A 20,167-nucleotide genomic window follows, 5' to 3' on the forward strand; every position below is an offset into this window, starting at 1 on the left:
AGATTAGACAACTTTTGAAAAGTTGTTTAATCTGTTTAATTCTATTTCTTTCTATTAGCCGGTGACTTAAGTCACCGGCTAATAGAAAAGATTAGTTGCAAGTGAGATTGTTTCCCATTTTCAAATCTTCAAATCACCAGATTTTCAAATCAAACGACTAAACTTTTCTCCCCAAGTAAACAGAATAATCTGTCAGCCTTGATTCATACTCACCATTCATCAATGGCGAAGTCATCATAAAGTCAGCAGTAGCACGGTTGCAAGCCATGGGGATATTCCAAACTACACCGAGGCGAAGTAGTGCTTTAATATCAGGGTCGTGCGGTTGCGACGACATAGGATCCCAGAAGAAAATAATCAAATCTATCACACCTTCGGCCACCAAAGCTCCAATTTGTTGGTCGCCACCAAGAGGTCCACTTAATAGTTTAGCGACAGGTCGGTCGATAGCTTCCTCCACCAGTCTGCCCGTCGTACCTGTAGCATATAATTCATGTCTTGATAATACCCCCCTGTTATAATATACCCATTCAATCAATTCAGATTTTTTATTATCGTGTGCAATTAGGGCTATTCTTTTGCGAGGCTTTAATGTTCTAATATTCGACATTATCGTTAGATTGTTTTTACTTAGTTAAGTGTTTAGGAATTCCAGTAACAAAAGTAATCTTTTTAGTTTATTTACAATAGGAATGTATAAGACTACAATCGGTATCTCTGGTGAGGTGATTAATTCTCTAAGCCACTTTTTTGTATTCCTGTTACCATACTTATGTATACAAAACTATCTTTTTGTATACATATCGGTATAATCATGTATAGAAAACTATCTTTTTGTATACATATCGGTATAATCATGTATAGAAAACTACAATTTTATTGAATTGTATAATCTTGAGAGAAAAGTGTAATAAGAGCATGGTTTACATAATAACTATTTTTTCCAATCTTGTATTTAGTAAGTAACCCAATCTGGACTAATTGGTCTAAATACTTTGTTGCAGTAATTCTTCCTACTTGTAAATCTTCTTGAATAAATTCTATTTTGGTATATGGATGTTTAAAAAGATTATTCAATAAATCTTGGCTGTAAATTTTAGGTAATTCATTTCTAATCTTTTCCTTATAAACCTGCATTAATTGACGTAAGTCTTTTACAATACCTATACTTTGTATAGCCGTTTTCTCAATAGCAATGAGCATAAATTTTACCCAATCAATCCAATTTTCATGGTCACGGACATTTTGAATAAGCCTGTAATAGTCGGATTTATTTTGGTTGATATAACGGCTTAAATACAGAATGGGCAAATTAATTAATCGTTGTTTCTGTAAATATAATACATTCATAATTCTACCTGTACGACCGTTCCCATCGTAAAATGGATGGATGCTCTCAAATTGAAAATGAATAAGTGCCATTTTAATCAAATCATCTAAATCAGATATTTCATCATCATTAATGAATCTTTCAAGGGAATTCATCAACGACACAATTTCATCATTTTTTTGTGGGGGCTCATACACAACCTGACCAAAGTTGTTTTTAAGGCTTGTTCCTGGCACTTTCCTAAAACCTGCTTTATTTCTTTCTAAGGTTTCTTGAATTTCAAGAATAGTTCTATTCGTTAACAATGTACTTTCCTTAATTAATTCATAACCTCTTTTAAGGGCAATTGCATAGTTTTGTACTTCTTTGGCAGCAAGAAACTGAACTCCTTCAATATTGAGTTCTGCCTTGAATAATTCATCTTGGGTGGTTATAATATTTTCAATAGCAGAACTGTCTTTCGCTTCCTGTAAAACCAAAGTGTTGAGTAATAAATATTGATTTGGTATTGATTCTGCTACACCCTTTAGTTCTGCTAAAGCTGTGCGTGCTTTATTTACCATCTTTAAAACTTCTTTGGTTTCTATGTCTATTTTAGGAGGAAACTCTGCGATATTCCACATATTTTTCTTTTATAGTAAAACTCTAAATATTTAGTTAGAGATATTGGTATAAACAAATCTTCATGAAACTACTATCAAATACCAATTAGTTTATAGATTTGATTACCAAAGATAGAAAATTGAAGTGGTTAATAGTGTTTAATCATTTTCGAAAGAATAATATTAATGAGTAATTCCGCCTTCGTTGGAATTATCTCCAACGAAATGTGCGTGAGCAACAAGCCAATCGACTGCATCTTTAAAAATCCTCCCATCAAATACATATCGACATGGTATTTCTTGGTTTAGGTATAAATTTTAACCATATAGTACAGCGTTCAATATCGTGTAAATTTGCCTATAATTACAATATGTTTTGCTGAGTACTTAGCTTTTTAGTATGAAATATTTATAGCTGAAGTAAGACTGTTTACGCGTGAAGTGCTGATAATTAATATGAGTTAACTTTTATTCCCCATTCCTAGAACAATCAAATACTTATGAAAAATGTATTAATCAAGTTGGCTATTGTATTAAGCTTAACAGTTGTTGTGTTGTCATCATTTACCATAGATGAAAATAATATCTTGACAGAACAAGAGAAAAAAGATGGTTGGATTTTACTATTTGATGGTAAAACCACCAATGGGTGGCATATTTACAATAAAGGGAAAATTCCATCGGCATGGATTATACAGAACGACGAGTTATACTGTAAACCAGATACCTTTAAGGTTGAACATGGTGATTTGGTTTCAGATAAGGTTTTCCAGAATTTTGAGCTAAAATTTGAATGGAAAATAAGTGAAGGGGGGAACAGTGGTGTTTTTTTCAATGTCATTGAAAAACAAACTATTCCAACGGCTTGGGCTTCGGGACCAGAATATCAGCTGTTGGAGGAATCTCATCCCGACTTTGCAATAAGTCCCAAAAAACGTTCGGGTTGTTTGTATGGTTTTTATCCCCAAAAGAATACCGCACCAACCAAACCTGCTAGCGAATGGAACCAGTCGATTATTAAACAAGTAAATGGTCAGGTTCAGTTTTACCTAAATGGCATACTAACTGCGGAACAAAACCTTAATGCTAAAGAATGGAAAGCGCTAGTTGCCAAAAGTGGATTTAAGTATTTTCCTCAATTTAGTAAATCTACAAAAGGGAGTATCGCTTTACAGGATTGGTCGAAAGGAATATCATTTAGAAATATAAAAATTAAGAACCTTTAGCGTTTGTACTTGCTGTGGGATTAGATATTAACGATAATACCTTATCGGGCATATTCCCACAGACAAGGCTTTGCGAGAGAGTGTAATTCACCCCATTTTCTAATAGATTCAACACATTTCCCACTTTGGGGTCAGTCATCGCTTTAATATTGGACATGATTTTCACAAACCTCATTCATGTCATGAAAAAGCTACTTACTTTTATTTTTTGTTACTTTATTTTTTATCCAGTTTTCGCACAGTCTCCCCCCAAAACGCCTCATGCTATCAAGGGTTTTGTCATGGATTCAATAACTGGCAAGTCCGTAGCTTTTGTAAGGGTTACGCTCAAAAACTTGCCAAATAAGGCTGTCAGCCTACAAACTATTGATACAGAGGGAAGGTTTATTCTACACAGCCTTCATGAAAACAATGATTCTCTCACGATAAATTGTAGTGGTCACGTGGCTAGGAATATTACTATCAGCCCTAACGATGCTGGAAAAAATGACCTCGATATTTTGCTACTCATTCCCGAAGCACAAGAATTAAAAGAGGTGACGATAGTAGCTAACAAAACCCACCTTAAAGATGATATTGAGCGTATGGCTCAAAAAATATTAAGCTCCTCCGAGGCTACCTCTAGTCTGAAAACAAGCATGGTTACTACGTATAGATATAATGTTGAAAATATGGATAATACCATTAATATCATTTATAGCAGAGCAAAATATATTTGGTATTTTCGTGTTCTGTGGAGGTAGTTAAGGTAGACATTCCTCTTTGGTCGATGACTTAAGTCACCGACCGAAGAGGAATGTCTTTTGTTGAGAATAACTGTTATTTAATAATTCGTTGAGTGTTTTTTCTTGCGTATATTGTCACTTGTCTTATCACTAGACGGTAACTTGAGTCACCATTTTGCTACGTTTATTTTATAGAGTTTGGCATGATTTTTTTGAGTGTTTCGATTGGGTGACCATTATGGTTGCCCATAATAATATTTATTCAGATTGGATTGTCTACAGGGTTTTTAGCAAAATGAATACATCAGTAGACATCGCTAACGTATTGATTGGTTAAGTTCTAAAGCTCAAAATTATTTATTCCTAGAGGCTTAAGTCGCTGGCTAGGAATAGGGTATTGAAGTGAATAACCTAAGTAATTAATGTGCGTTATTTAATCTGAATGAATTGATATCAACGACTAAATTTTAAACGGATGTTTGCTTAATTAAGCTAGATTGTTGAAGGGTAAGCTTTATTGATTGAACAACTACCTATTCCGATGAAATCAAATTACTTCTTAAGTTTATCCCTTGAAGAGCAAAATAAGTTGCTAGAATCTATCTTAGATGCACTTCCGTATGTAGTATTTCTTTATGATGTTGAAGAAAGAAAAAATCTCTTTATCAATAATGCTGTTTTTGAAAACATAGGCTATACTATCGAGGAGATACATTCTTTAGGAGATAAAGTACTTCAAGAAATTATTCACCCTGATGATTATGAAGAAATTATAGACTTGTTTCAAAAAAATGTAGTCTCCAAAGAAGATAGTACACACATACATTTAAATAGGTGGAAGGATAAACAAGGGAAATATCACTGGTTCAAAAATCATGTTACTCCTTTTTATAAAAGCAAACTGAACAATAGTAATAAGGTAATATTAACGATGTCTAATAATATTACACCACAGGTGACGTCTCAATCAATGATATTAAAGCAAATCAAGAATATTGAGAAAATTTCGTTTACCTTATCGCATGAATTAAGGCACGAACATTCAAAAATATTAGGTATCATCAATCTCTCTCAGCAAAAAGATATTACGCTAACGTTTGAAGAACTCCAGACGTTATCTAATACAATATGCCAAAGTGCCGAAAAGATAGATGGTTCTATCAAGGAAATCAACACGCAATTGCTAAACCTCAAGAATGAGTTTTTAGCGATTACTGCACAAGTGAAATTAGAAACTGTATGATTTGTAGGAGGCTTAATGCCATTAAGCCCTACTATTATTTTGCACATTTAAAAAGTAGGGACATATTGCATATGTCCGCATTCCCGACAATAAGACAATCACGGTTCCCCACATTTATTCTTCAATATTAACAACCCGCTTTTTCTTTTTCCAAGGCTTTAACGTAAACTCTAAATCAAGCCCTGCAATATGGTTAGTACGGAGTTGTTTGTGCGAATAATCAGGCACCCACAAATAGTATAAGTTCACTTTAAAATTCTTATTCACCTCATATTTCAAACCCGCCGAATTACGAAATCTATCAAAAGCCAAGCTATTATCAAGCTCTACAAATGGTTCCGTATAGGCATAGACATCCAGTCTTCTAGTAAGTTTGTACTTTCCCGTAAAGCGTGTCCGTAGAAAAGCATCTGTATCCGACTGCTCGTCGTCGCCCACAAAATATTGTTTTTGATACTGTATCATCGGTCTGATAGAAGCCCTAAATCTGCCTATTTCTTTTTGAGCCTCAATTCCCAAAGCATAGCGATGATAAGTGCCTTTGTCGACCATCGCCAAGCGATAACTACTTGTTATTTCAAAGACATTACTAAGGCGTTTATCTACTTGTCCGTACACATACGACCCCTTGTAATTGCTGGCATCATCAGCCAAACGCATCCTATATTGCCCGGATACCGACCATCTTTTGGGTAAATCTAGCTTAATCGATGCTCCGTACCACGTCTGAAAATCGTTGTAATCTTTTGTGCTTTGTCCATGCATCAAAGTACTCATTAAGCAAAGACAAAGTATATATAGCTGTGTGTTTTTCATGGTTAGTTTAGTCAACATAGTAAATAATCATACGGGTAGCGTCTCTCAAAAAGTCAATTGATTCTATCTCAACTCGTTGTACATTCAGCCCAGTTCTGTTTTGTAAATCTTCCAATAGTTCCTGACGTCTATTGACGTGAATCAACTCTATCCGTTCATAAATGATTGATTTTGAGTGTTCTTTTTTTACCAGCCATTTACTTTCTAATACACTCGTTGTGATTAATAAGATGCCGTTCAATGCAGAAAGTTCGTCCCATCCCCCTTTGCTTACTGCCGATAGTAAACCAATGGCGATGACCAAAAAGAGGTAGGTCATATCACGGGTAGAGATACTTTCGGTACGGTAACGGAGCATTGAAAAAACAGCAAATAACCCAAAGGCCGCACCCATAGACATCTCTACATTATTCAATAAATTGGTAATGAGGAAAATGGTAAGATTGAAGGTGAAAAAAGTAAAAAACTGCTCTGTTTTGTGGTAGGTTCTGTAATAAATAAGCCTTACCAAGATAGTAGTAGCAATTAAATCAATGGTTAGTCGTAAAAAAAACTTGGGTGATAGTTTATCCAATAATTCAAACCCAGCGCCCTGAATATTTTGTAAAGTATCGGTACTAGCTATGTCCTGCAAGAGCATCATGTTGTCTGATTAATTTAGTGATTTTTAGTAAATGTGGTTTGAAACGATTGTATTTTACGCCCTCTATCAAGCTGATAATGCCAAAGCAATATTTACTGATAGAGCCTTCGCGGATATGGTATTTTTTCATGAGTTCGATAAAGTGCGAAGCTCCCTTTTTCTCTTGTTTTACCTCCGCAATCACAATCGTAGGGTATCCCTTTTCTTTGTCGTTGTTCTTGAAACAGAGTTCTAAATCTATCGTCAGCCTTTCCAGAGTATGTTTGCTAACAAGCGTGATTCGCCTATAAAACACCCAAAGCACGCCCTTTAAATCGTTGGGGTGGAAGGGAGTATGTTTTTCAAGGAAATCACGCTCATTATCTTCATCAATCGACGGTTTATTGTACTCACTTGTTCTTATTCTTTTTTTCAGGGTTCTGCCTTTGTTGTTTTTAAATTTTATCTCAAAAAACTGTAAATCAGACCCCACATAATTGCGTGTACGGATTTTATAGCGGTTCAAACTACCCGTTTGGTGCTGATGATATAGTCCCATCTGGTTATCTTCATCAAAATATTGGGTTTCATACGCACAAATGCGCTCTTGGTTCACCACCACTACTTTGTAATGTTCACAGGCTTCTTTTAATAGCTCTGGTAGCAACCAAAGTGGAATTACGTATTTTACATCCACCCTGTCCATCAGCTTTACCTTGTCCATTTCCGCCAACGTGATAGGTTCAAACTGCGCTATTTCCTTTGTGATAGTCTCCAACAAGCTACTAGTTCCCATAGATGTATTTCTTTATTTGAATGGTTTTGCCTTGTGCGTCTATGGTTTTTCGTTCGGTTCTAAACCCTTTGCTATCTATCGTATAGATTTGCTTGGTTTCCAAGGTGTTCAGTTCATTATATTTCCATTCCTCTTTTTTCTCGCCGTTGATGTCATATTTATATACCTCGCGACTTATCTGTTTGCCATTGGCATCTTGCACAATTTCTTCTACTTTATCTTTTTCTGAGTTGTATTTATTAAGGGTTTTGGTCTGGATATTGCCTTTTTTATCAAAATTGATTTCCTCGATTACATTACCGTTATCATCCAATTTCTTCTGTACATCTGTTCGTTTGGTTTCTTTCCCTCCGCTGACGTCAACAATTATTTCAGTGATGTTTTTTACACGGTATTTTTTAAGGTCTTTCTTGCTTTGTCCGAATAGTTGGGTACTTAAAATCAGGCATAAAATCGTTATTGTGGTTTTCATATTGATATGTTTGTATTGGATTTATATAAGAGGCTATTAAGTACTAACCTTTTCTATTAGCGGGTGACTTAAGTCACTCGCTAATAGAAATTTTGAGGATTATCTTACCCAAAGAACTCATTTCACAAAAGCCTTCACCGCCGTATTTCTAGTAACAACGTGTGTTTTCAAAGCTGTAATTGCCGTAGCAAAATCACTGGCATTGCTCAGGTATGTATAGCCTTTTTGTTCAGGTTCAGCACCCGTCACATAAGGGGCAATCAGGGTATAGTTTTTATCCAACATCGCATTGACATTGGCAACCGTAAAAATATTGTCATTGAATTCTTTTACGTATGCCTTGTACTTGGCATAATAGGTGGCATCATCTGCCAAATACCTAATCAATGGCCAAGCATTGGTTACTTCCGTCATCGCCAATGAAACCCCTTGCTGATTATTGCCCTGTCCACCTGTACTGCTAGTGGTCATCGAAAGGTTAAAATCCCACGGAATCCATGTTATTTTTTTAGTGGAATGGGTATAGAGGTAATAATTATGCGCCATCGCTCCATAAGCATCCCAATTCACAATCACATTGTTGACCGCTAGCACTTTCAAATAATGGTCTACATTAAAAACCTTTTCCAAATCACTTCGCCATTGACTAGCATTGCTTGTGCGAGTATTAGCATTTAGGGCAGTTATGAAGCTTTGTACATCCGAGTAATCAGCGGCTGTTTTGTTATTTTTCTTCTCAAAATCGTCTTGTACAAAAGTCTTTAGTGCCGATTCTGGTTTATAGATATTACCATCGTCTTCACCAAACTGGTTTTTCACCATTGTGTCATCTATTACTTCTACCATCGTATACACGCCACAATATTTTAGTCCACTACCGAAATTGATGTACACTTTATAAAAAGCAGTTTGAGCACTTGGGATGCCTGCTGCTCTGAACAAATCGCTTGCTATTTTATCCCTCATCAGCGAATTATCGTTATATCCCGGCGACATCGAGAATTCTTTAAAGCCATAAAAACGCTGATTTTTGATTTCGGGATAGGTATCTTCAAACTCATCAAAATTTAGTTTAAAGGGTAATTTATAGTTGCCACTTCGCCATGCTCCTGATAGACTAGAATTGCCTTTGAGTCTGAAACCTGTATGGTACCATTCTTTACCGTTGAATTTTACTGAGGTGGCTACATAAATAGGGTCGCCAGTGATGAGGTCTAAGCCACCACCACCAGCGTTCCCACCACCTCCGCCACCAGGATTTGCCCCGCCAGGCATCCCACTACCAGATGAACTCGCACCAAAATCTGACCCAGATTTGGTTTTCATATCAGTTCTGATGGCCTGCCAATCTGCCGACGTCATCGTAATTTCAAGTGTATTGACTTTATCTTGTGGAAAAGCCACATCATAATCTGGACTAACGCTATTGCCATGAGACGCTTCCGTCCAGTCGGGTGTAGAGGCACTTATCTCATCGTTTACCTTGCAAGAAGACAAAGCCATTGTTCCCAGTAAGAGAAAGCCTACTAAGTTGTTGATTTTCATATTGGTTTATTTGTATGGGGTAAAAAACCTCACCCCCAACCCCTCTCCTTCAGAGAGGGGAATCTTCGAGTACTCGTTTCTCCCCTCTCTGAAGGAGAGGGGTTGGGGGTGAGGTTTATACATCGAAGACCAGCCCCTTATTCCAACCGTTGCATACGTGTAGATGAATGTCGTGTTTGTGTAGATAGATATTATTTATTCCTTCAAAAAAGCCTGAACGGCCTCTTGTCGTGCTTCGATGTGTTTCTTAAGTCCTTCAAATTCTTTTTCAAATGCATTTACATCAGTCAATTGCGAATAAGGCTTTTGTTCTAACGCCACCAAAGGTTTTAATAATTGGTAATGTTCATCCAACAAAGCGTGCATTTTCTTGGGCGTGAAAATATACACACTAAACGCCTTTACATAGTTTTTGTATCGTTTGGCATATACCTCATCATCCATCAAAAAGCGAATTAATGGCCAGCGGTCTGTTACCTCTTTTTGGGATAACGACCCACTTTTCCCCATCATCGGAGGCATCATCTGTGGAGGCATCTCTCTGCCACCCGTTGGCATAGCAGGGGCATCGCCTTGTTGCATGGTTGGGTTAAAGGCAGGCATCCCATTCATATCTGGTGGTCCTCCAAAACCACCACCGCCACCTCTGCCAGTTTTCAGGGCTTCGTTATTATCCCAAGGAATCCACGTAAGGTGCCCCAGCGGAGAATTGTACAGGTAAAAATTATGCGCCATCGCTCCATAAGTATCCCAATTGACCGCCACCGCATTGACGGCTAACCATTTCAAAAACTGGTTTACATTGAATACGCCCTCTAAATCGCTTCGCCATTGTGCAGGGCTGTTAGTGCGCGACGACGCATTTAATACCTTAATCAACTGCTTGATGTCGCTCCAGTCGGCAGGAGAACTTTTTTTATTTTTTCTTTCAAAAGCAGTACTATCAAACCTTGCGAAGGTAGATTCTGGCTTATAAATATTGCCCGACTTCTCGCCAAACTGTGTTTTAATCATGGTGTCGTCTACTACTTCCACCATCGTATAAATACCACAATATTTTTCACCCTCACCAAAATTGATATATACCTGATAATAAGCAGTTTGTGGTGAATTGATGCCTGCTTGTTGAAAAATTTCGTTCATTACTTTTTCTCTCATTAACGAATTATCACCCATGGCGGGTGACATAGAGAGTTCTTCAAACCCATAGAAATCACTTCCCTTTTTGATGTATTTCCCGAAGTCCAGTCTGAATGGTAATTTATAAATGCCTTGTCCCCATGACATCATCAAGCTAGAATTCCCTTTCAGTCTGAAACCCACCTGTTGCCAAGTACTATCTTTAAACGTAAGTTTCGCCGAAACGTATGGTGGGTCTTTTTGTACCATCTTCATTAGAGAACCCCATTGCCTATCCTGTCTGTTTGGAGCATTTCTATCAAAGTTAGGCGGAGGCATATTAGGCATTCCTCGTCCGTTTTTCATCGTACCAAATTCAGTATTTAAAATATTTTTCATCTCCGACTGAATATGTTGCCAGTCTTCTTTCTTTAACGTAACCACCAGTTTGTTTACCTTTCGCTGAGGAAATACGATGTCATAATGAGGGTTTTCGTGGCTGGATTGTGCAAGTGTTGAACTAGCTACAGCCGAACAGAGGATAATAAGAATGAATTTACGGATAAGCATGGTTATAGTATTTTATGATTGGGAAAGCAACCTCTTGATGTTTCATTTGTAGTAGAGAAATTACGCTAGAAGCCTTAGCAACATTTACAGTAGGTACAATTCGACTACTTATCCTGCTCTCCTTTCTATTAGCGGGTGACTTAAGTCACCCGCTAATAGAAATAGGTTTTAACCGCTACATCTTCAAAGTAACGCATCAACCAGTTGATGAATAAACGAGTGTAGAATACTAGATTACATGTGTAGATAAAAGCCCAAATTGAAGGCATTTTCAATCAAAATATGCACAATGAATGTATTGATAGACACTTGTAAAGACTTCAAAACTATATCAATAAATAAAAGCGTAACTTGATACCACATTTTAATAAACTTCACGTTGTATTCAGTCTATGAAGTATTTAGAGCGATATTCTTTTTTAATACATATTTTGGGGTGGCTAGTATTTATTTTAGCGCCCTTTTCATTCTTCCCCTTCTCCATAAAGGAAAGCCTAAAGTTTTATCCCTTTCTGGTTTCCAACCTTATCAACAACTTTTTGTTGATAGGACTGTTTTATTTCAACCTACATTGGCTGACACCTAATACCCTCCAAAAAGGCACATGGGGCACATTCATCGGTTTATTGCTAGGGGCATTCCTGATTACGTTTATCATAGATAAGGTAATGTTTGACTTTACCTTTGATGATATGCCACGACCAAGGCATGAAGGCCCACCACCATTACATGGCGAGGGACGTCCGCGACCATTTTTCGCAGGACCGCCCATGATGCTCAATTCACCTCATTTTTTGGGGATGTTTGTTTCGTTTATATTGGTGGTGGCGCTCAGTAGTGTGATTGCCCTCTGGAGAGAACGCACCGAAAACAAGGCTATCCAACAGCAAATTATTTATGAAAAAGTAGCCGCAGAATTAGCAGTGTTGAAATTGCAAGTAAGTCCTCATTTTCTGTTTAATACCCTCAATAATATTCGTTGGTTGGCACGACAAAAATCAGAACAAACAGAAGGGTATATCCTCAAGCTTTCAGACTTGCTACGGTACATGATTTACCATGCGAACCATGATAAAGTGGCTTTTTCGCAAGAAATAAAATACCTCAACGACTATATCGACTTGCAACGCATGAGACTGATTGACCCTTCAAAAGTAATATTTGAAGTAGAGAGCGACACCGAAACCCTGATGATAGAGCCCATGTTGTTTATTCCATTTGTAGAAAATGCCTTTAAATATGGCGTACATAGTCAGCAAGATACGCCCATTGAATTTCGTTTATCAATCAAAGACAAAGTATTACACTTTTATAGTAAAAATGATATTTTTACGAGTAACTCGCCCTTGTTGGAAGAAGAATCTGGTATTGGAATCCCGAATGTAAAGAAGCGCTTAGCCTTGCATTATCCCGACAAACACCAGCTTAGTATTAATACTGAATGGGGAAAGTTTGAAGTAAACTTATTGATAAACCTGAGCGCATGAAAATCCGTTGTTTGGCAGTAGACGATGAGCCATTTGCCCTGAATATCTTGGTAGATGACTTACAAAAAATACCCTATCTTGATTTAGTAAAGTCAACGACCAATCCTTTAGAGGTGTTTGAAATCTTGAAAAAGGAAACGATAGACTTGCTTTTTATTGATATTCAGATGCCTAGTCTGACGGGCATACAATTGCTAAAAAGCCTTTCAGAATCGCCTATGGTGATTTTTACGACGGCCTTTGAGCAATATGCCCTACAAAGCTATGACCTGAATGTGGTAGATTATTTATTAAAGCCCATTGCCTTTGAGCGCCTGCTGAAAGCTACCAACAAAGCCAACGAATTATTTATTTTAAGGCAACTATCTAAAACTGTTCCCTTGCCAGTAAGTGAAGAAAATGAGCCTGATTGTTGTTTTGTCTATTCGGAATACAAGGAAATTAAAATCATGTATGACGAAATTCTATACATAGAAGGACTGAAAGACTATGTAAAGATTTATACTGTAAAATCCCCGCAGAAGCCTATCCTGACGCGATTAAATCTAAAGGCAATGGAGGTGAAATTATCAGAAAAGGTGTTTTGCCGAATACACAATTCCTATATCGTCAATTTAAAAAAGATAGACAGTTTTCAGAAAACCAAAATCAATATCGGGCCTATAGAAATCCCAATTGGCAGTCGTTTTTTTGATTTTTTTGAAGAGAGGTATCGGGGGAAAAGGTGATGAGTAAAAGTAGGGCTGAATTGCATTCAGCCGTTTCCGATATAGACTGAATGCAATTCAGCCCTACTTTTTACTATGTCGAGTTCGGAAGGCCAGCCACAGAGGTAAAAATATTAAAATTATGGCATTAGAAAGAATAATATTTATGATTACCCGATTAGTGGAATTTTGGGAGAAACAAAATATTTCAATACAACCAAAAACAAAAAAAGAAATTGATAAAATTCAAAAAAATAATTTCTTGAATTTACCAAATGATTTCATTGAATTTTATTTAAAGGTAAATGGCATGGAAATGCTTTATCCTAATGAAATGGATGAAGAATGTTTTTTGTTCTACCCCGTGGAAGCAATTATCTCAGTAAGTAATGAATTTGAAAACTCTCACTTAATGAATAAAGAGAACATATTTTTATTTGCTGAGTATATGCATAGAAGTTGGTGGTATGGGATTGAAGTAACTAGTAAAGAGGATTATGTAATTGGTATTCTTCCGCATGAAGATTCGTTTAAACCAATTACTAACTCTCTTGCTGAATTTATAGAGTTATATATTGAAGACTCATCAAAACTTTATGATTATTTATAGTTGTCATTACTTCCGTGGCTAGTCTTCCGACCATCGTTGTTCGGAAGAAAAAGTTGTTTATTTATTGGATGTAAGTTGAAGAAATTTTGGCACTGTTACCCAATGAATACATACAAGAATTAGCTTCGACGACCCATGTTGATTATTATGCCAAAAAACTCAAGGGGAAAATAATCTTCAAGTTTTTGATAGAGGAATTTCGGTTAGAAAGACTTATCACATTGATTGCTAGTATATTACTGATAGTTTATAAGAAAACTAACCAACTTAAAGGATATAAAATTATGAAACAAAAGTTTCTTGAGGAACTTAAATGGGAAACTATTACAGACATCATTATTTATTGTGGCGGTAACCCCAATAAAATTGAGGAAATAAAACCAAGGAACAAAACATGAGTTTTCCGAACACCAATGGTCTCCTGACCAGTCCACATTGCTTTTTAGCTATCTCACCAGTATATAAATTTACATTTTGTATCAATAATAATATAATTACTACGAATGTGGACTGGTCGGGAGACCAGCCACGGGGAAAAAAGGGAGACCAGCCATGGGGTAAAAAACCGAAGTCTGAAAGCCGACGACCGATAGCCCAATCCTAAAATTCCAAAGTCAACTGTTTCCCCACCATCTCATCAGCCGACTCTAGGTTTGATAAAGAAATACCCAATAGTCTTACACCCTTTGGAACGGGATATAATTGTTCTAATAATTCAAAGGCTATTTTTTCAAAAAAGGCACTGTCAAAAATAGGAGAGAGCGTCGTTCTGCTCCGTGTGATAATCTGAAAATCATTGTATTTTACCTTTAAGTTTACTGTTCTGCCATAGATATGAGTACGGTCGCAGTATTTCCAAACGTCGTCGATAATAGGTTTTAATCCCGCTTCTAATTCTACACTGGTTTCTAAATCTCGCCAAAAGGTATTTTCAGAGCCTACCGATTTCCTGATTCTTTCGGGATTCACGGGGCGGTTGTCTATCGCACGAGCGATGTTATAATAATATTTCCCTGCCTTGCCGAAGTTTTTGGTCAGAAAAGCTTCGTCGTATTGGCGTAAATCCAGACCCGTAAAAATATTCATTTTGTTCATTTTATCGGCCGTTACCCTGCCTATGCCATGAAAACGATATACTTCTAATTGCTCTACAAATTTTTCACCTTGGTTAGGTTTTATCACAAAGAGTCCATCAGGCTTTTTGTAGTCGGATGCTAATTTGGCTAAGAATTTATTGTATGATACCCCTGCGGAGGCCGTTAGTTGTGTTTTCTCTTTGATTTTTGCCCTAATTTCTTTGGCTATTTCTGTGGCGGATGCCATGCCTTTTAGATTTTCGGTAACATCTAAATAAGCTTCGTCTAGCGACAGGGGCTCTATCAGATGAGTATATTCCGCAAAAATCTCTCTGATTTGCTTGGAAACAGTCTTATAGCTTTCAAAACGGGGTTTGACAAAAATCAAATTCGGACATTTTCGCGCTGCCATCATCGACGACATCGCCGAACGAACGCCAAACTTACGAGCTTCATAACTGGCTGCTGCCACCACGCCACGCTCACGCGAGCCACCCACTGCGACGGGTTTTCCACGCAAAGCAGGGTTGTCTCTTTGCTCTACAGAAGCATAGAAGGCATCCATATCAATATGAATTATTTTTCGTATGTTTGTTTCGGGCATTTTTAGGCTTTCGGCTGTAAGCAATAAGCTATGAGCTTTCAGCTTTCGGATTTCAGTCGTCAGCTTTCACAAACCATTTACTGACAATAGAAAGCCGATATCTCATGACTGTTAGCTTATATCAATCACTAACTCACTCATTCACAATTCACTCATTAAAAAAAAATCACTCATTCACTCATTAAAAAAATGTCTCTCGACCAATTACTTAAACAAGATTTCAGTCCTGAATTCCAATTCCAAGCCTCAAGAAGTGGCGGAGCTGGTGGACAGAATGTTAATAAGGTTTCTACCAAGATAGAACTCCGATTCAATATAATCAATTCCGTTTTATTAGACGAAATTCAGAAAAATACGCTTCAAGAAAAACTTAAAAACCAAATTAATTCTGAGGGTGAACTCATCATTGTTTCGCAAGAAGAACGTACTCAACTTCGAAACAAACATTTGGCGATTAAAAAGTTTATGGATTTACTAAAAAAGGCTTTGTTCGTACCAAAAAAACGCAAAGCCAGTCAACCAACTTTGGCTTCTAAAATGGATAGACTCAAAACCAAAAAAATCGCTTCCATCAAAAAAGTGAATAGAAGAGGGATTTCTTTTGAAGAATAGTTTTTTGTTTGTGGACTTTAGGATTATTAGACTTTAGGACTTTAAGATACTAGACGCAAGATTCAAGATATAAGATTTTTTATTTAAGGACTTTAACGTTATAGATTTTAAGATGTGACACCGAAGGCAATTAGCCGAAATCTGACATCCGATAGCTTAAAGCTTATAGCCTAATGCTTACAGCTTTAAAGATAAATCCCTATTTTTGCACCTTAAAACAAACACAAATGCTTACTCCAAAATCACAAGGATACTTTTTCCCTGCCGAATGGCATCCACACGTAGCAACTTGGCTTACTTTTCCGCACAACGACCACTCTTGGCAAGGTGACAAACTAGCCAAAATGTACCCACAATATTTTAATTTTATCAAGGCGATTGCTAAAGGTGAAAAGGTTTGCTTGAATGTAAATGACGAAACCCTTAAATCGTTCATTTTGAATGAATTACCGAAATACGATATTGAACTTTCGCAGATAGAAATATTAGTAAACCCCACCAACGATGCTTGGTGCAGAGACCACGGTCCTGCGTTTTTGATTAATCCAGAAACCAAACAACGCATGATTGTGAACTGGGGATACAACGCTTGGGGCGGGAAATATCCTCCTTTTGATGATGATAACAATTTGCCTACCAAAATTGCCGAATACCGTGGCTTAAATAGCGTAACCCCCGGCATTATTATGGAAGGCGGGTCGGTAGAATTTAATGGAGCGGGCACAGTACTGACCAGTCGCTCATGTTTGTTGAACCCTAATAGAAATCCACATCTGAACCAAGCCCAAATAGAGCAATATTTATGTGATTTCTACGGACAAGAACAGGTGCTATGGGTAAACGATGGTATAGTAGGGGATGATACCGACGGTCATGTGGATGATACCGTTCGTTTTGTCAATGCCGATACCGTAGTAGCAGCTATTGAATACGACAAAAACGATGATAACTACGAAGTATTGAACGATAATTTACAGCTATTAAAACAGATGCGTTTGGTAAATGGCAAGCAACTGAATGTTGTAGAATTACCAATGCCCTCAGCAGTAGTGATTGATGAGTTTAGAACACCGGGCTCGTATGCCAACTTCTTGATAACCAATGCTGGCGTAATCGTTCCGACATATCAATGTAAAAATGATGATGTAGCGTTAGATATCCTCTCAGGGCTTTTTACAGACCGCCCAGTAATTGGCTTAGATGCTACTGACATTATTTGGGGACAAGGCAGTTTCCACTGTTTATCTCAGCAAGAACCAGCGGTTTAAACATTGGTAGGGACGAATTGCATTCGTCCTTTTCGTCGTCCTATTATTCGTTCGCCAAAAGGTCGTATGCAATACGACCCTACATTTTTGTTCTCGTGGATAATTCCCAGACCTGTCATGGCATAAACATTGTTTTACATAAATACATACACAATACATATTTACCACACAAATACTCTGCACGAGTTTACTATAAAATTTAAACCATGAAAAAAACACTATTACTCTTTACGCTTATTGCTGGTTTTGCACAATTATTAAAAGCACAAACAACACCTCCTACACAAGGCTTTATTAATGTCCCTGCACCATCATATTCTTTTGCACTTTTCAGCCCTATTGATGCTGCAACTACTTCTTTGGGATATGGCGGAATGGCACTCTTTAAGGATGAAACCGCTACTTTCTTAAATCCTGCTATGTTGGTACATTCCACCAATAGGAGTGGACTATTTATTGGATATTCACCTTGGCTTAGAAAATTGGTGGGTGATATGTTTATTTGGCAAGGAGGAGGATATTATCAAATCGATAAAAAGAGTGTGTTATCAAGTAATATCACCTATTTTAGAAGTGGTACTTTTCAACCTACTAATGCTGTAGGACAACTCCTTGAAGAGATTAATGCAAACAACTGGGCTGTAGGACTGAATTATTCCAGACGCTTTTCAGACAAAGTATCCATGGCTGTGGGGATGAAATACTTATCTGAACACACAATGGATGTTGGAGCTAATACGAATATGGCTTCTTCTAATACTAATCTTGTCCTTGATATCAGTATGGCTCACGTTGATCCTGATGTTTTCAAAAAACTCACTTTCAATTATGGCGTTAGTATTAATAATATTGGCGGAAAAGTTAAGGATGTTTTTACCTCACAAGAGAGTTTTTTACCCACCAATCTAAAAATAGGTATAGCGCCTACCTATAGGCTTGATGCCAAAAATAAGCTGTCGTTTACGGTAGATGCCAATAAATTACTGATACCAACATGGAATAGTAAGCATTATAAAGATTCAGCTTTAGCTGGAATCGTAGCTTCATTTTCTGATGCCCCAGGTGGACTAAGTGAAGAACTAAGAGAAATAGTATGGTCGTTGGGAATGCAGTATAGCTATAATGATTTTTTATTTCTAAGAGCAGGTAGATTTATAGAAGCCCAAGACAAGGGTAATCGTAATTTTACAACATTGGGGACAGGGGTTTTAATTAAGAAATTGGTAAATCTGGATGTTGCTTATTCAATTGACAATAATAACAGTATAATTGGCAACACATTAATACTTTCAGTAGGATTTAATTTTTCTAGGATTGAATAAGAGTTATTATAAAGCGGAATATTGATAATATACTTTGCACCCATCTGGTAGGGACGAATTGCATTCGTCCTTTTCGTCGTCCTATTATTTGTTTACCAAAAGGTCGTATGCAATACGACCCTTAGCAAACGAACAATAGGACGAATGCTATTCGTCCCTACCTGTACAGTGCCTTGCGGTTGCCCTTGGTGGGCGAAATAATTGGCTTTGGGAATGAATTTTACCTCCTGTTTTGGCATAGTGTTCTACCATTACGACTTCCGTAAGGAATGTTGCCTAGCAAAAATACAAAGCAATTTATAAGTTTGTCCAACCAAAATATGTAAGGTTATTTCTGATAAAAAACACACGATGTTATCATCAAGTATAATTCTTTTATACTTTCTTGAAGTAAACATTTATTTTTTATGGAATTTGCAATTCCATAAAAATCAAATACCTTGCTAAAGATTTGCCATATTGCCCGACGATAAAATATGGCTCTGTTATAGTTTCCACAAACTAGCATCAGAAATTATAATTTTCAATAAACTTTCAAGTAATCAATACCAATTAAGCACCGTTTTTACTTATCATAAACAACTGATAACTAGAAATTTGAAATGCCACCCCGCAGGCGAACCATTCACTCTTTACTAATTACTACTTATGAAATACTTATTTGTAATATTCGCAACGATTGTTTTTACATTTTCATCGAACAAAATTTTTGCCCAACTACCAGTAAAGCCCCTTGCATCACAAGAAGAGCTTCTGAAAAGTAGCAACGAAACACTAGCGAAAAACAAGAAACTTGTTTACGATATGTGGCGAGAATTTTTAGAAGGTGGACACCTTGAAGTGGCTGAGAAATACTTCGATGAAAATTATATGCAACACAATCCGAATGCAGCTACGGGCAGAAAAGCAATGGTTGATTTCTTTGCAAAATTTACAAAACCACAGCCAATATCAGATAACATCAAAGCATCAGTGGTTGCCATTGTTGCCGAGGGCGACCTAGTGATGATAAGTTTTGTAAGAGAACTGCCCGATCCTAACGATAAATCTAAAAAATACACCACCACATGGTTTGACTTATTTAGAATCGAAAACGGGAAAATTGCCGAACATTGGGATTCTGCTGAAAAAATGAAAATGAACTAGCTATAAAGTCATGAAACGAGTAATTTTCATGAGTATTGCTAGATAGCCGTTTTCAACTAAGTCCTACATCTAAAGACCTTGTCAAAGCTAAGCCCTAAATAATTGTGTATAGTTAATGGATTTTTTTGCAATTCCATAAGAGATTAATTAGTTAATAAGAATCTCATTTCTCCGTTAGTTACTTGTGCATAAATTTTGATGCGAAAGCACATTATTTTGAAAGTGTAGGTCAATATACGATAGCTGAATACAGAGGAAAAATTGATTAA

General features: G+C 36.9%; 23 protein-coding genes. 12 read left to right on the top strand and 11 right to left on the bottom strand.

What is annotated here, in order from left to right; translation table 11 throughout:
• Positions 1-157 precede the first annotated feature (157 nt).
• Both AC07N0_RS12855 and AC07N0_RS12860 read right to left on the bottom strand, forming a co-directional pair.
• Positions 158-610: a methylglyoxal synthase gene (locus tag AC07N0_RS12855; RefSeq protein ID WP_494589484.1), complete on the bottom strand. Its 453-nt coding sequence runs from the start codon at positions 608-610 to the stop codon at positions 158-160.
• A gap of 266 nt (positions 611-876) precedes the next feature.
• Positions 877-1,953: a Fic family protein gene (locus AC07N0_RS12860; protein WP_492800108.1), complete on the bottom strand. Its 1,077-nt coding sequence runs from the start codon at positions 1,951-1,953 to the stop codon at positions 877-879.
• Positions 1,954-2,432: 479 nt separating this feature from the next.
• Here AC07N0_RS12860 and AC07N0_RS12865 point away from each other — a divergent pair, with 479 nt between their 5' ends.
• Positions 2,433-3,158 carry a 3-keto-disaccharide hydrolase gene (locus AC07N0_RS12865; RefSeq protein ID WP_494589485.1) on the top strand — a complete coding sequence of 242 codons (726 nt, stop codon included), beginning with the start codon at positions 2,433-2,435 and terminating at the stop codon, positions 3,156-3,158.
• On the opposite strand, the gene AC07N0_RS12870 is transcribed toward AC07N0_RS12865, so the two are convergent.
• Positions 3,145-3,315, bottom strand: a complete 171-nt coding sequence (locus AC07N0_RS12870) for a hypothetical protein (protein ID WP_494589486.1) — start codon at positions 3,313-3,315, stop codon at positions 3,145-3,147. The two genes, AC07N0_RS12865 and AC07N0_RS12870, sit on opposite strands and share 14 nt — an antisense overlap.
• 25 nt (positions 3,316-3,340) lie before the next feature.
• Between AC07N0_RS12870 and AC07N0_RS12875 the strand changes: the two genes are divergently transcribed.
• Positions 3,341-3,901: a carboxypeptidase regulatory-like domain-containing protein gene (locus AC07N0_RS12875; protein WP_494589487.1), complete on the top strand. Its 561-nt coding sequence runs from the start codon at positions 3,341-3,343 to the stop codon at positions 3,899-3,901.
• A 523-nt stretch (positions 3,902-4,424) separates the two neighbouring features.
• Positions 4,425-5,126 carry a PAS domain-containing protein gene (locus AC07N0_RS12880; protein ID WP_494589488.1) on the top strand — a complete coding sequence of 234 codons (702 nt, stop codon included), beginning with the start codon at positions 4,425-4,427 and terminating at the stop codon, positions 5,124-5,126.
• A gap of 114 nt (positions 5,127-5,240) precedes the next feature.
• Here the strand turns inward: AC07N0_RS12880 and AC07N0_RS12885 are convergent, their stop codons facing one another.
• The 6 genes from AC07N0_RS12885 to AC07N0_RS12910 all read right to left on the bottom strand — a co-directional run bounded on the left by AC07N0_RS12885 (position 5,241) and on the right by AC07N0_RS12910 (position 11,066).
• Positions 5,241-5,942 carry a DUF2490 domain-containing protein gene (locus tag AC07N0_RS12885; RefSeq protein WP_494589489.1) on the bottom strand — a complete coding sequence of 234 codons (702 nt, stop codon included), beginning with the start codon at positions 5,940-5,942 and terminating at the stop codon, positions 5,241-5,243.
• 7 nt (positions 5,943-5,949) lie between these two features.
• Positions 5,950-6,585, bottom strand: a complete 636-nt coding sequence (locus AC07N0_RS12890; protein ID WP_492800102.1) for a DUF4956 domain-containing protein — start codon at positions 6,583-6,585, stop codon at positions 5,950-5,952.
• Positions 6,560-7,360, bottom strand: a complete 801-nt coding sequence (locus AC07N0_RS12895; RefSeq protein WP_494589490.1) for a polyphosphate polymerase domain-containing protein — start codon at positions 7,358-7,360, stop codon at positions 6,560-6,562. Before AC07N0_RS12895 ends, AC07N0_RS12890 begins: the two co-directional genes overlap by 26 nt.
• Positions 7,350-7,832, bottom strand: a complete 483-nt coding sequence (locus AC07N0_RS12900; RefSeq protein ID WP_494589491.1) for a hypothetical protein — start codon at positions 7,830-7,832, stop codon at positions 7,350-7,352. Before AC07N0_RS12900 ends, AC07N0_RS12895 begins: the two co-directional genes overlap by 11 nt.
• Positions 7,833-7,949: 117 nt before the next feature.
• Positions 7,950-9,377 carry a CotH kinase family protein gene (locus tag AC07N0_RS12905; protein ID WP_494589492.1) on the bottom strand — a complete coding sequence of 476 codons (1,428 nt, stop codon included), beginning with the start codon at positions 9,375-9,377 and terminating at the stop codon, positions 7,950-7,952.
• Between the two features lie 195 nt (positions 9,378-9,572).
• A complete protein-coding gene (locus AC07N0_RS12910; protein WP_494589493.1) occupies positions 9,573-11,066 on the bottom strand; it encodes a CotH kinase family protein in 1,494 nt (497 codons plus the stop codon).
• Positions 11,067-11,458: 392 nt separating this feature from the next.
• Here AC07N0_RS12910 and AC07N0_RS12915 point away from each other — a divergent pair, with 392 nt between their 5' ends.
• The 4 genes from AC07N0_RS12915 (at position 11,459) to AC07N0_RS12930 (ending at position 14,474) form a co-directional block, all read left to right on the top strand.
• Positions 11,459-12,553 (top strand): sensor histidine kinase, encoded by a 1,095-nt coding sequence (locus AC07N0_RS12915; protein ID WP_494589494.1) that lies wholly within the window; start codon positions 11,459-11,461, stop codon positions 12,551-12,553.
• The gene (locus AC07N0_RS12920; protein WP_494589495.1) at positions 12,550-13,281 is read left to right on the top strand and encodes a LytR/AlgR family response regulator transcription factor; all 732 of its coding nucleotides are present in this window, start codon (positions 12,550-12,552) and stop codon (positions 13,279-13,281) included. Before AC07N0_RS12915 ends, AC07N0_RS12920 begins: the two co-directional genes overlap by 4 nt.
• A gap of 121 nt (positions 13,282-13,402) precedes the next feature.
• Positions 13,403-13,870 (top strand): SMI1/KNR4 family protein, encoded by a 468-nt coding sequence (locus AC07N0_RS12925; RefSeq protein WP_494589496.1) that lies wholly within the window; start codon positions 13,403-13,405, stop codon positions 13,868-13,870.
• A 394-nt stretch (positions 13,871-14,264) separates the two neighbouring features.
• On the top strand, positions 14,265-14,474 hold the full coding sequence (locus tag AC07N0_RS12930) for a hypothetical protein (RefSeq protein WP_494589497.1): 210 nt from the start codon (positions 14,265-14,267) through the stop codon (positions 14,472-14,474).
• Here AC07N0_RS12930 and dinB read toward each other — a convergent pair.
• On the bottom strand, positions 14,471-15,550 hold the full coding sequence (gene dinB / locus AC07N0_RS12935) for a DNA polymerase IV (RefSeq protein WP_494589498.1): 1,080 nt from the start codon (positions 15,548-15,550) through the stop codon (positions 14,471-14,473). The two genes, AC07N0_RS12930 and dinB, sit on opposite strands and share 4 nt — an antisense overlap.
• 189 nt (positions 15,551-15,739) lie before the next feature.
• Here dinB and arfB point away from each other — a divergent pair, with 189 nt between their 5' ends.
• The 4 genes from arfB (at position 15,740) to porV (ending at position 18,752) form a co-directional block, all read left to right on the top strand.
• Positions 15,740-16,162 (top strand): alternative ribosome rescue aminoacyl-tRNA hydrolase ArfB, encoded by a 423-nt coding sequence (gene arfB / locus AC07N0_RS12940; protein ID WP_494589499.1) that lies wholly within the window; start codon positions 15,740-15,742, stop codon positions 16,160-16,162.
• A 227-nt stretch (positions 16,163-16,389) separates the two neighbouring features.
• Complete coding sequence (locus AC07N0_RS12945) at positions 16,390-17,430, top strand: agmatine deiminase family protein (protein WP_494589500.1); 1,041 nt, start codon at positions 16,390-16,392, stop codon at positions 17,428-17,430.
• Between the two features lie 3 nt (positions 17,431-17,433).
• Positions 17,434-17,556, top strand: coding sequence for a hypothetical protein (locus AC07N0_RS12950; RefSeq protein ID WP_494589501.1), 123 nt, complete (start codon positions 17,434-17,436; stop codon positions 17,554-17,556).
• Between the two features lie 80 nt (positions 17,557-17,636).
• On the top strand, positions 17,637-18,752 hold the full coding sequence (gene porV / locus AC07N0_RS12955) for a type IX secretion system outer membrane channel protein PorV (RefSeq protein ID WP_494589502.1): 1,116 nt from the start codon (positions 17,637-17,639) through the stop codon (positions 18,750-18,752).
• Positions 18,753-18,844: 92 nt separating this feature from the next.
• On the opposite strand, the gene AC07N0_RS12960 is transcribed toward porV, so the two are convergent.
• The gene (locus AC07N0_RS12960; protein WP_494589503.1) at positions 18,845-18,991 is read right to left on the bottom strand and encodes a hypothetical protein; all 147 of its coding nucleotides are present in this window, start codon (positions 18,989-18,991) and stop codon (positions 18,845-18,847) included.
• A gap of 409 nt (positions 18,992-19,400) precedes the next feature.
• Between AC07N0_RS12960 and AC07N0_RS12965 the strand changes: the two genes are divergently transcribed.
• Positions 19,401-19,898: a nuclear transport factor 2 family protein gene (locus AC07N0_RS12965; RefSeq protein WP_494589504.1), complete on the top strand. Its 498-nt coding sequence runs from the start codon at positions 19,401-19,403 to the stop codon at positions 19,896-19,898.
• Positions 19,899-20,167: the final 269 nt, after the last annotated feature.

Source organism: Arcicella sp. GW821-FHT09D11 (assembly GCF_059416265.1).

Bases quoted from the DNA above. Each gene is read 5' to 3' on its own strand.
- AC07N0_RS12855 (WP_494589484.1), bottom strand. From the start codon at position 610: ATGTCGAATATTAGAACATTAAAGCCTCGCAAAAGAATAGCCCTAATT.
- AC07N0_RS12860 (WP_492800108.1), bottom strand. From the start codon at position 1,953: ATGTGGAATATCGCAGAGTTTCCTCCTAAAATAGACATAGAAACCAAA.
- AC07N0_RS12865 (WP_494589485.1), top strand. From the start codon at position 2,433: ATGAAAAATGTATTAATCAAGTTGGCTATTGTATTAAGCTTAACAGTT.
- AC07N0_RS12870 (WP_494589486.1), bottom strand. From the start codon at position 3,315: ATGTCCAATATTAAAGCGATGACTGACCCCAAAGTGGGAAATGTGTTG.
- AC07N0_RS12875 (WP_494589487.1), top strand. From the start codon at position 3,341: ATGAAAAAGCTACTTACTTTTATTTTTTGTTACTTTATTTTTTATCCA.
- AC07N0_RS12880 (WP_494589488.1), top strand. From the start codon at position 4,425: ATGAAATCAAATTACTTCTTAAGTTTATCCCTTGAAGAGCAAAATAAG.
- AC07N0_RS12885 (WP_494589489.1), bottom strand. From the start codon at position 5,942: ATGAAAAACACACAGCTATATATACTTTGTCTTTGCTTAATGAGTACT.
- AC07N0_RS12890 (WP_492800102.1), bottom strand. From the start codon at position 6,585: ATGATGCTCTTGCAGGACATAGCTAGTACCGATACTTTACAAAATATT.
- AC07N0_RS12895 (WP_494589490.1), bottom strand. From the start codon at position 7,360: ATGGGAACTAGTAGCTTGTTGGAGACTATCACAAAGGAAATAGCGCAG.
- AC07N0_RS12900 (WP_494589491.1), bottom strand. From the start codon at position 7,832: ATGAAAACCACAATAACGATTTTATGCCTGATTTTAAGTACCCAACTA.
- AC07N0_RS12905 (WP_494589492.1), bottom strand. From the start codon at position 9,377: ATGAAAATCAACAACTTAGTAGGCTTTCTCTTACTGGGAACAATGGCT.
- AC07N0_RS12910 (WP_494589493.1), bottom strand. From the start codon at position 11,066: ATGCTTATCCGTAAATTCATTCTTATTATCCTCTGTTCGGCTGTAGCT.
- AC07N0_RS12915 (WP_494589494.1), top strand. From the start codon at position 11,459: ATGAAGTATTTAGAGCGATATTCTTTTTTAATACATATTTTGGGGTGG.
- AC07N0_RS12920 (WP_494589495.1), top strand. From the start codon at position 12,550: ATGAAAATCCGTTGTTTGGCAGTAGACGATGAGCCATTTGCCCTGAAT.
- AC07N0_RS12925 (WP_494589496.1), top strand. From the start codon at position 13,403: ATGGCATTAGAAAGAATAATATTTATGATTACCCGATTAGTGGAATTT.
- AC07N0_RS12930 (WP_494589497.1), top strand. From the start codon at position 14,265: ATGAGTTTTCCGAACACCAATGGTCTCCTGACCAGTCCACATTGCTTT.
- dinB (WP_494589498.1), bottom strand. From the start codon at position 15,550: ATGCCCGAAACAAACATACGAAAAATAATTCATATTGATATGGATGCC.
- arfB (WP_494589499.1), top strand. From the start codon at position 15,740: ATGTCTCTCGACCAATTACTTAAACAAGATTTCAGTCCTGAATTCCAA.
- AC07N0_RS12945 (WP_494589500.1), top strand. From the start codon at position 16,390: ATGCTTACTCCAAAATCACAAGGATACTTTTTCCCTGCCGAATGGCAT.
- porV (WP_494589502.1), top strand. From the start codon at position 17,637: ATGAAAAAAACACTATTACTCTTTACGCTTATTGCTGGTTTTGCACAA.
- AC07N0_RS12960 (WP_494589503.1), bottom strand. From the start codon at position 18,991: ATGCCAAAACAGGAGGTAAAATTCATTCCCAAAGCCAATTATTTCGCC.
- AC07N0_RS12965 (WP_494589504.1), top strand. From the start codon at position 19,401: ATGAAATACTTATTTGTAATATTCGCAACGATTGTTTTTACATTTTCA.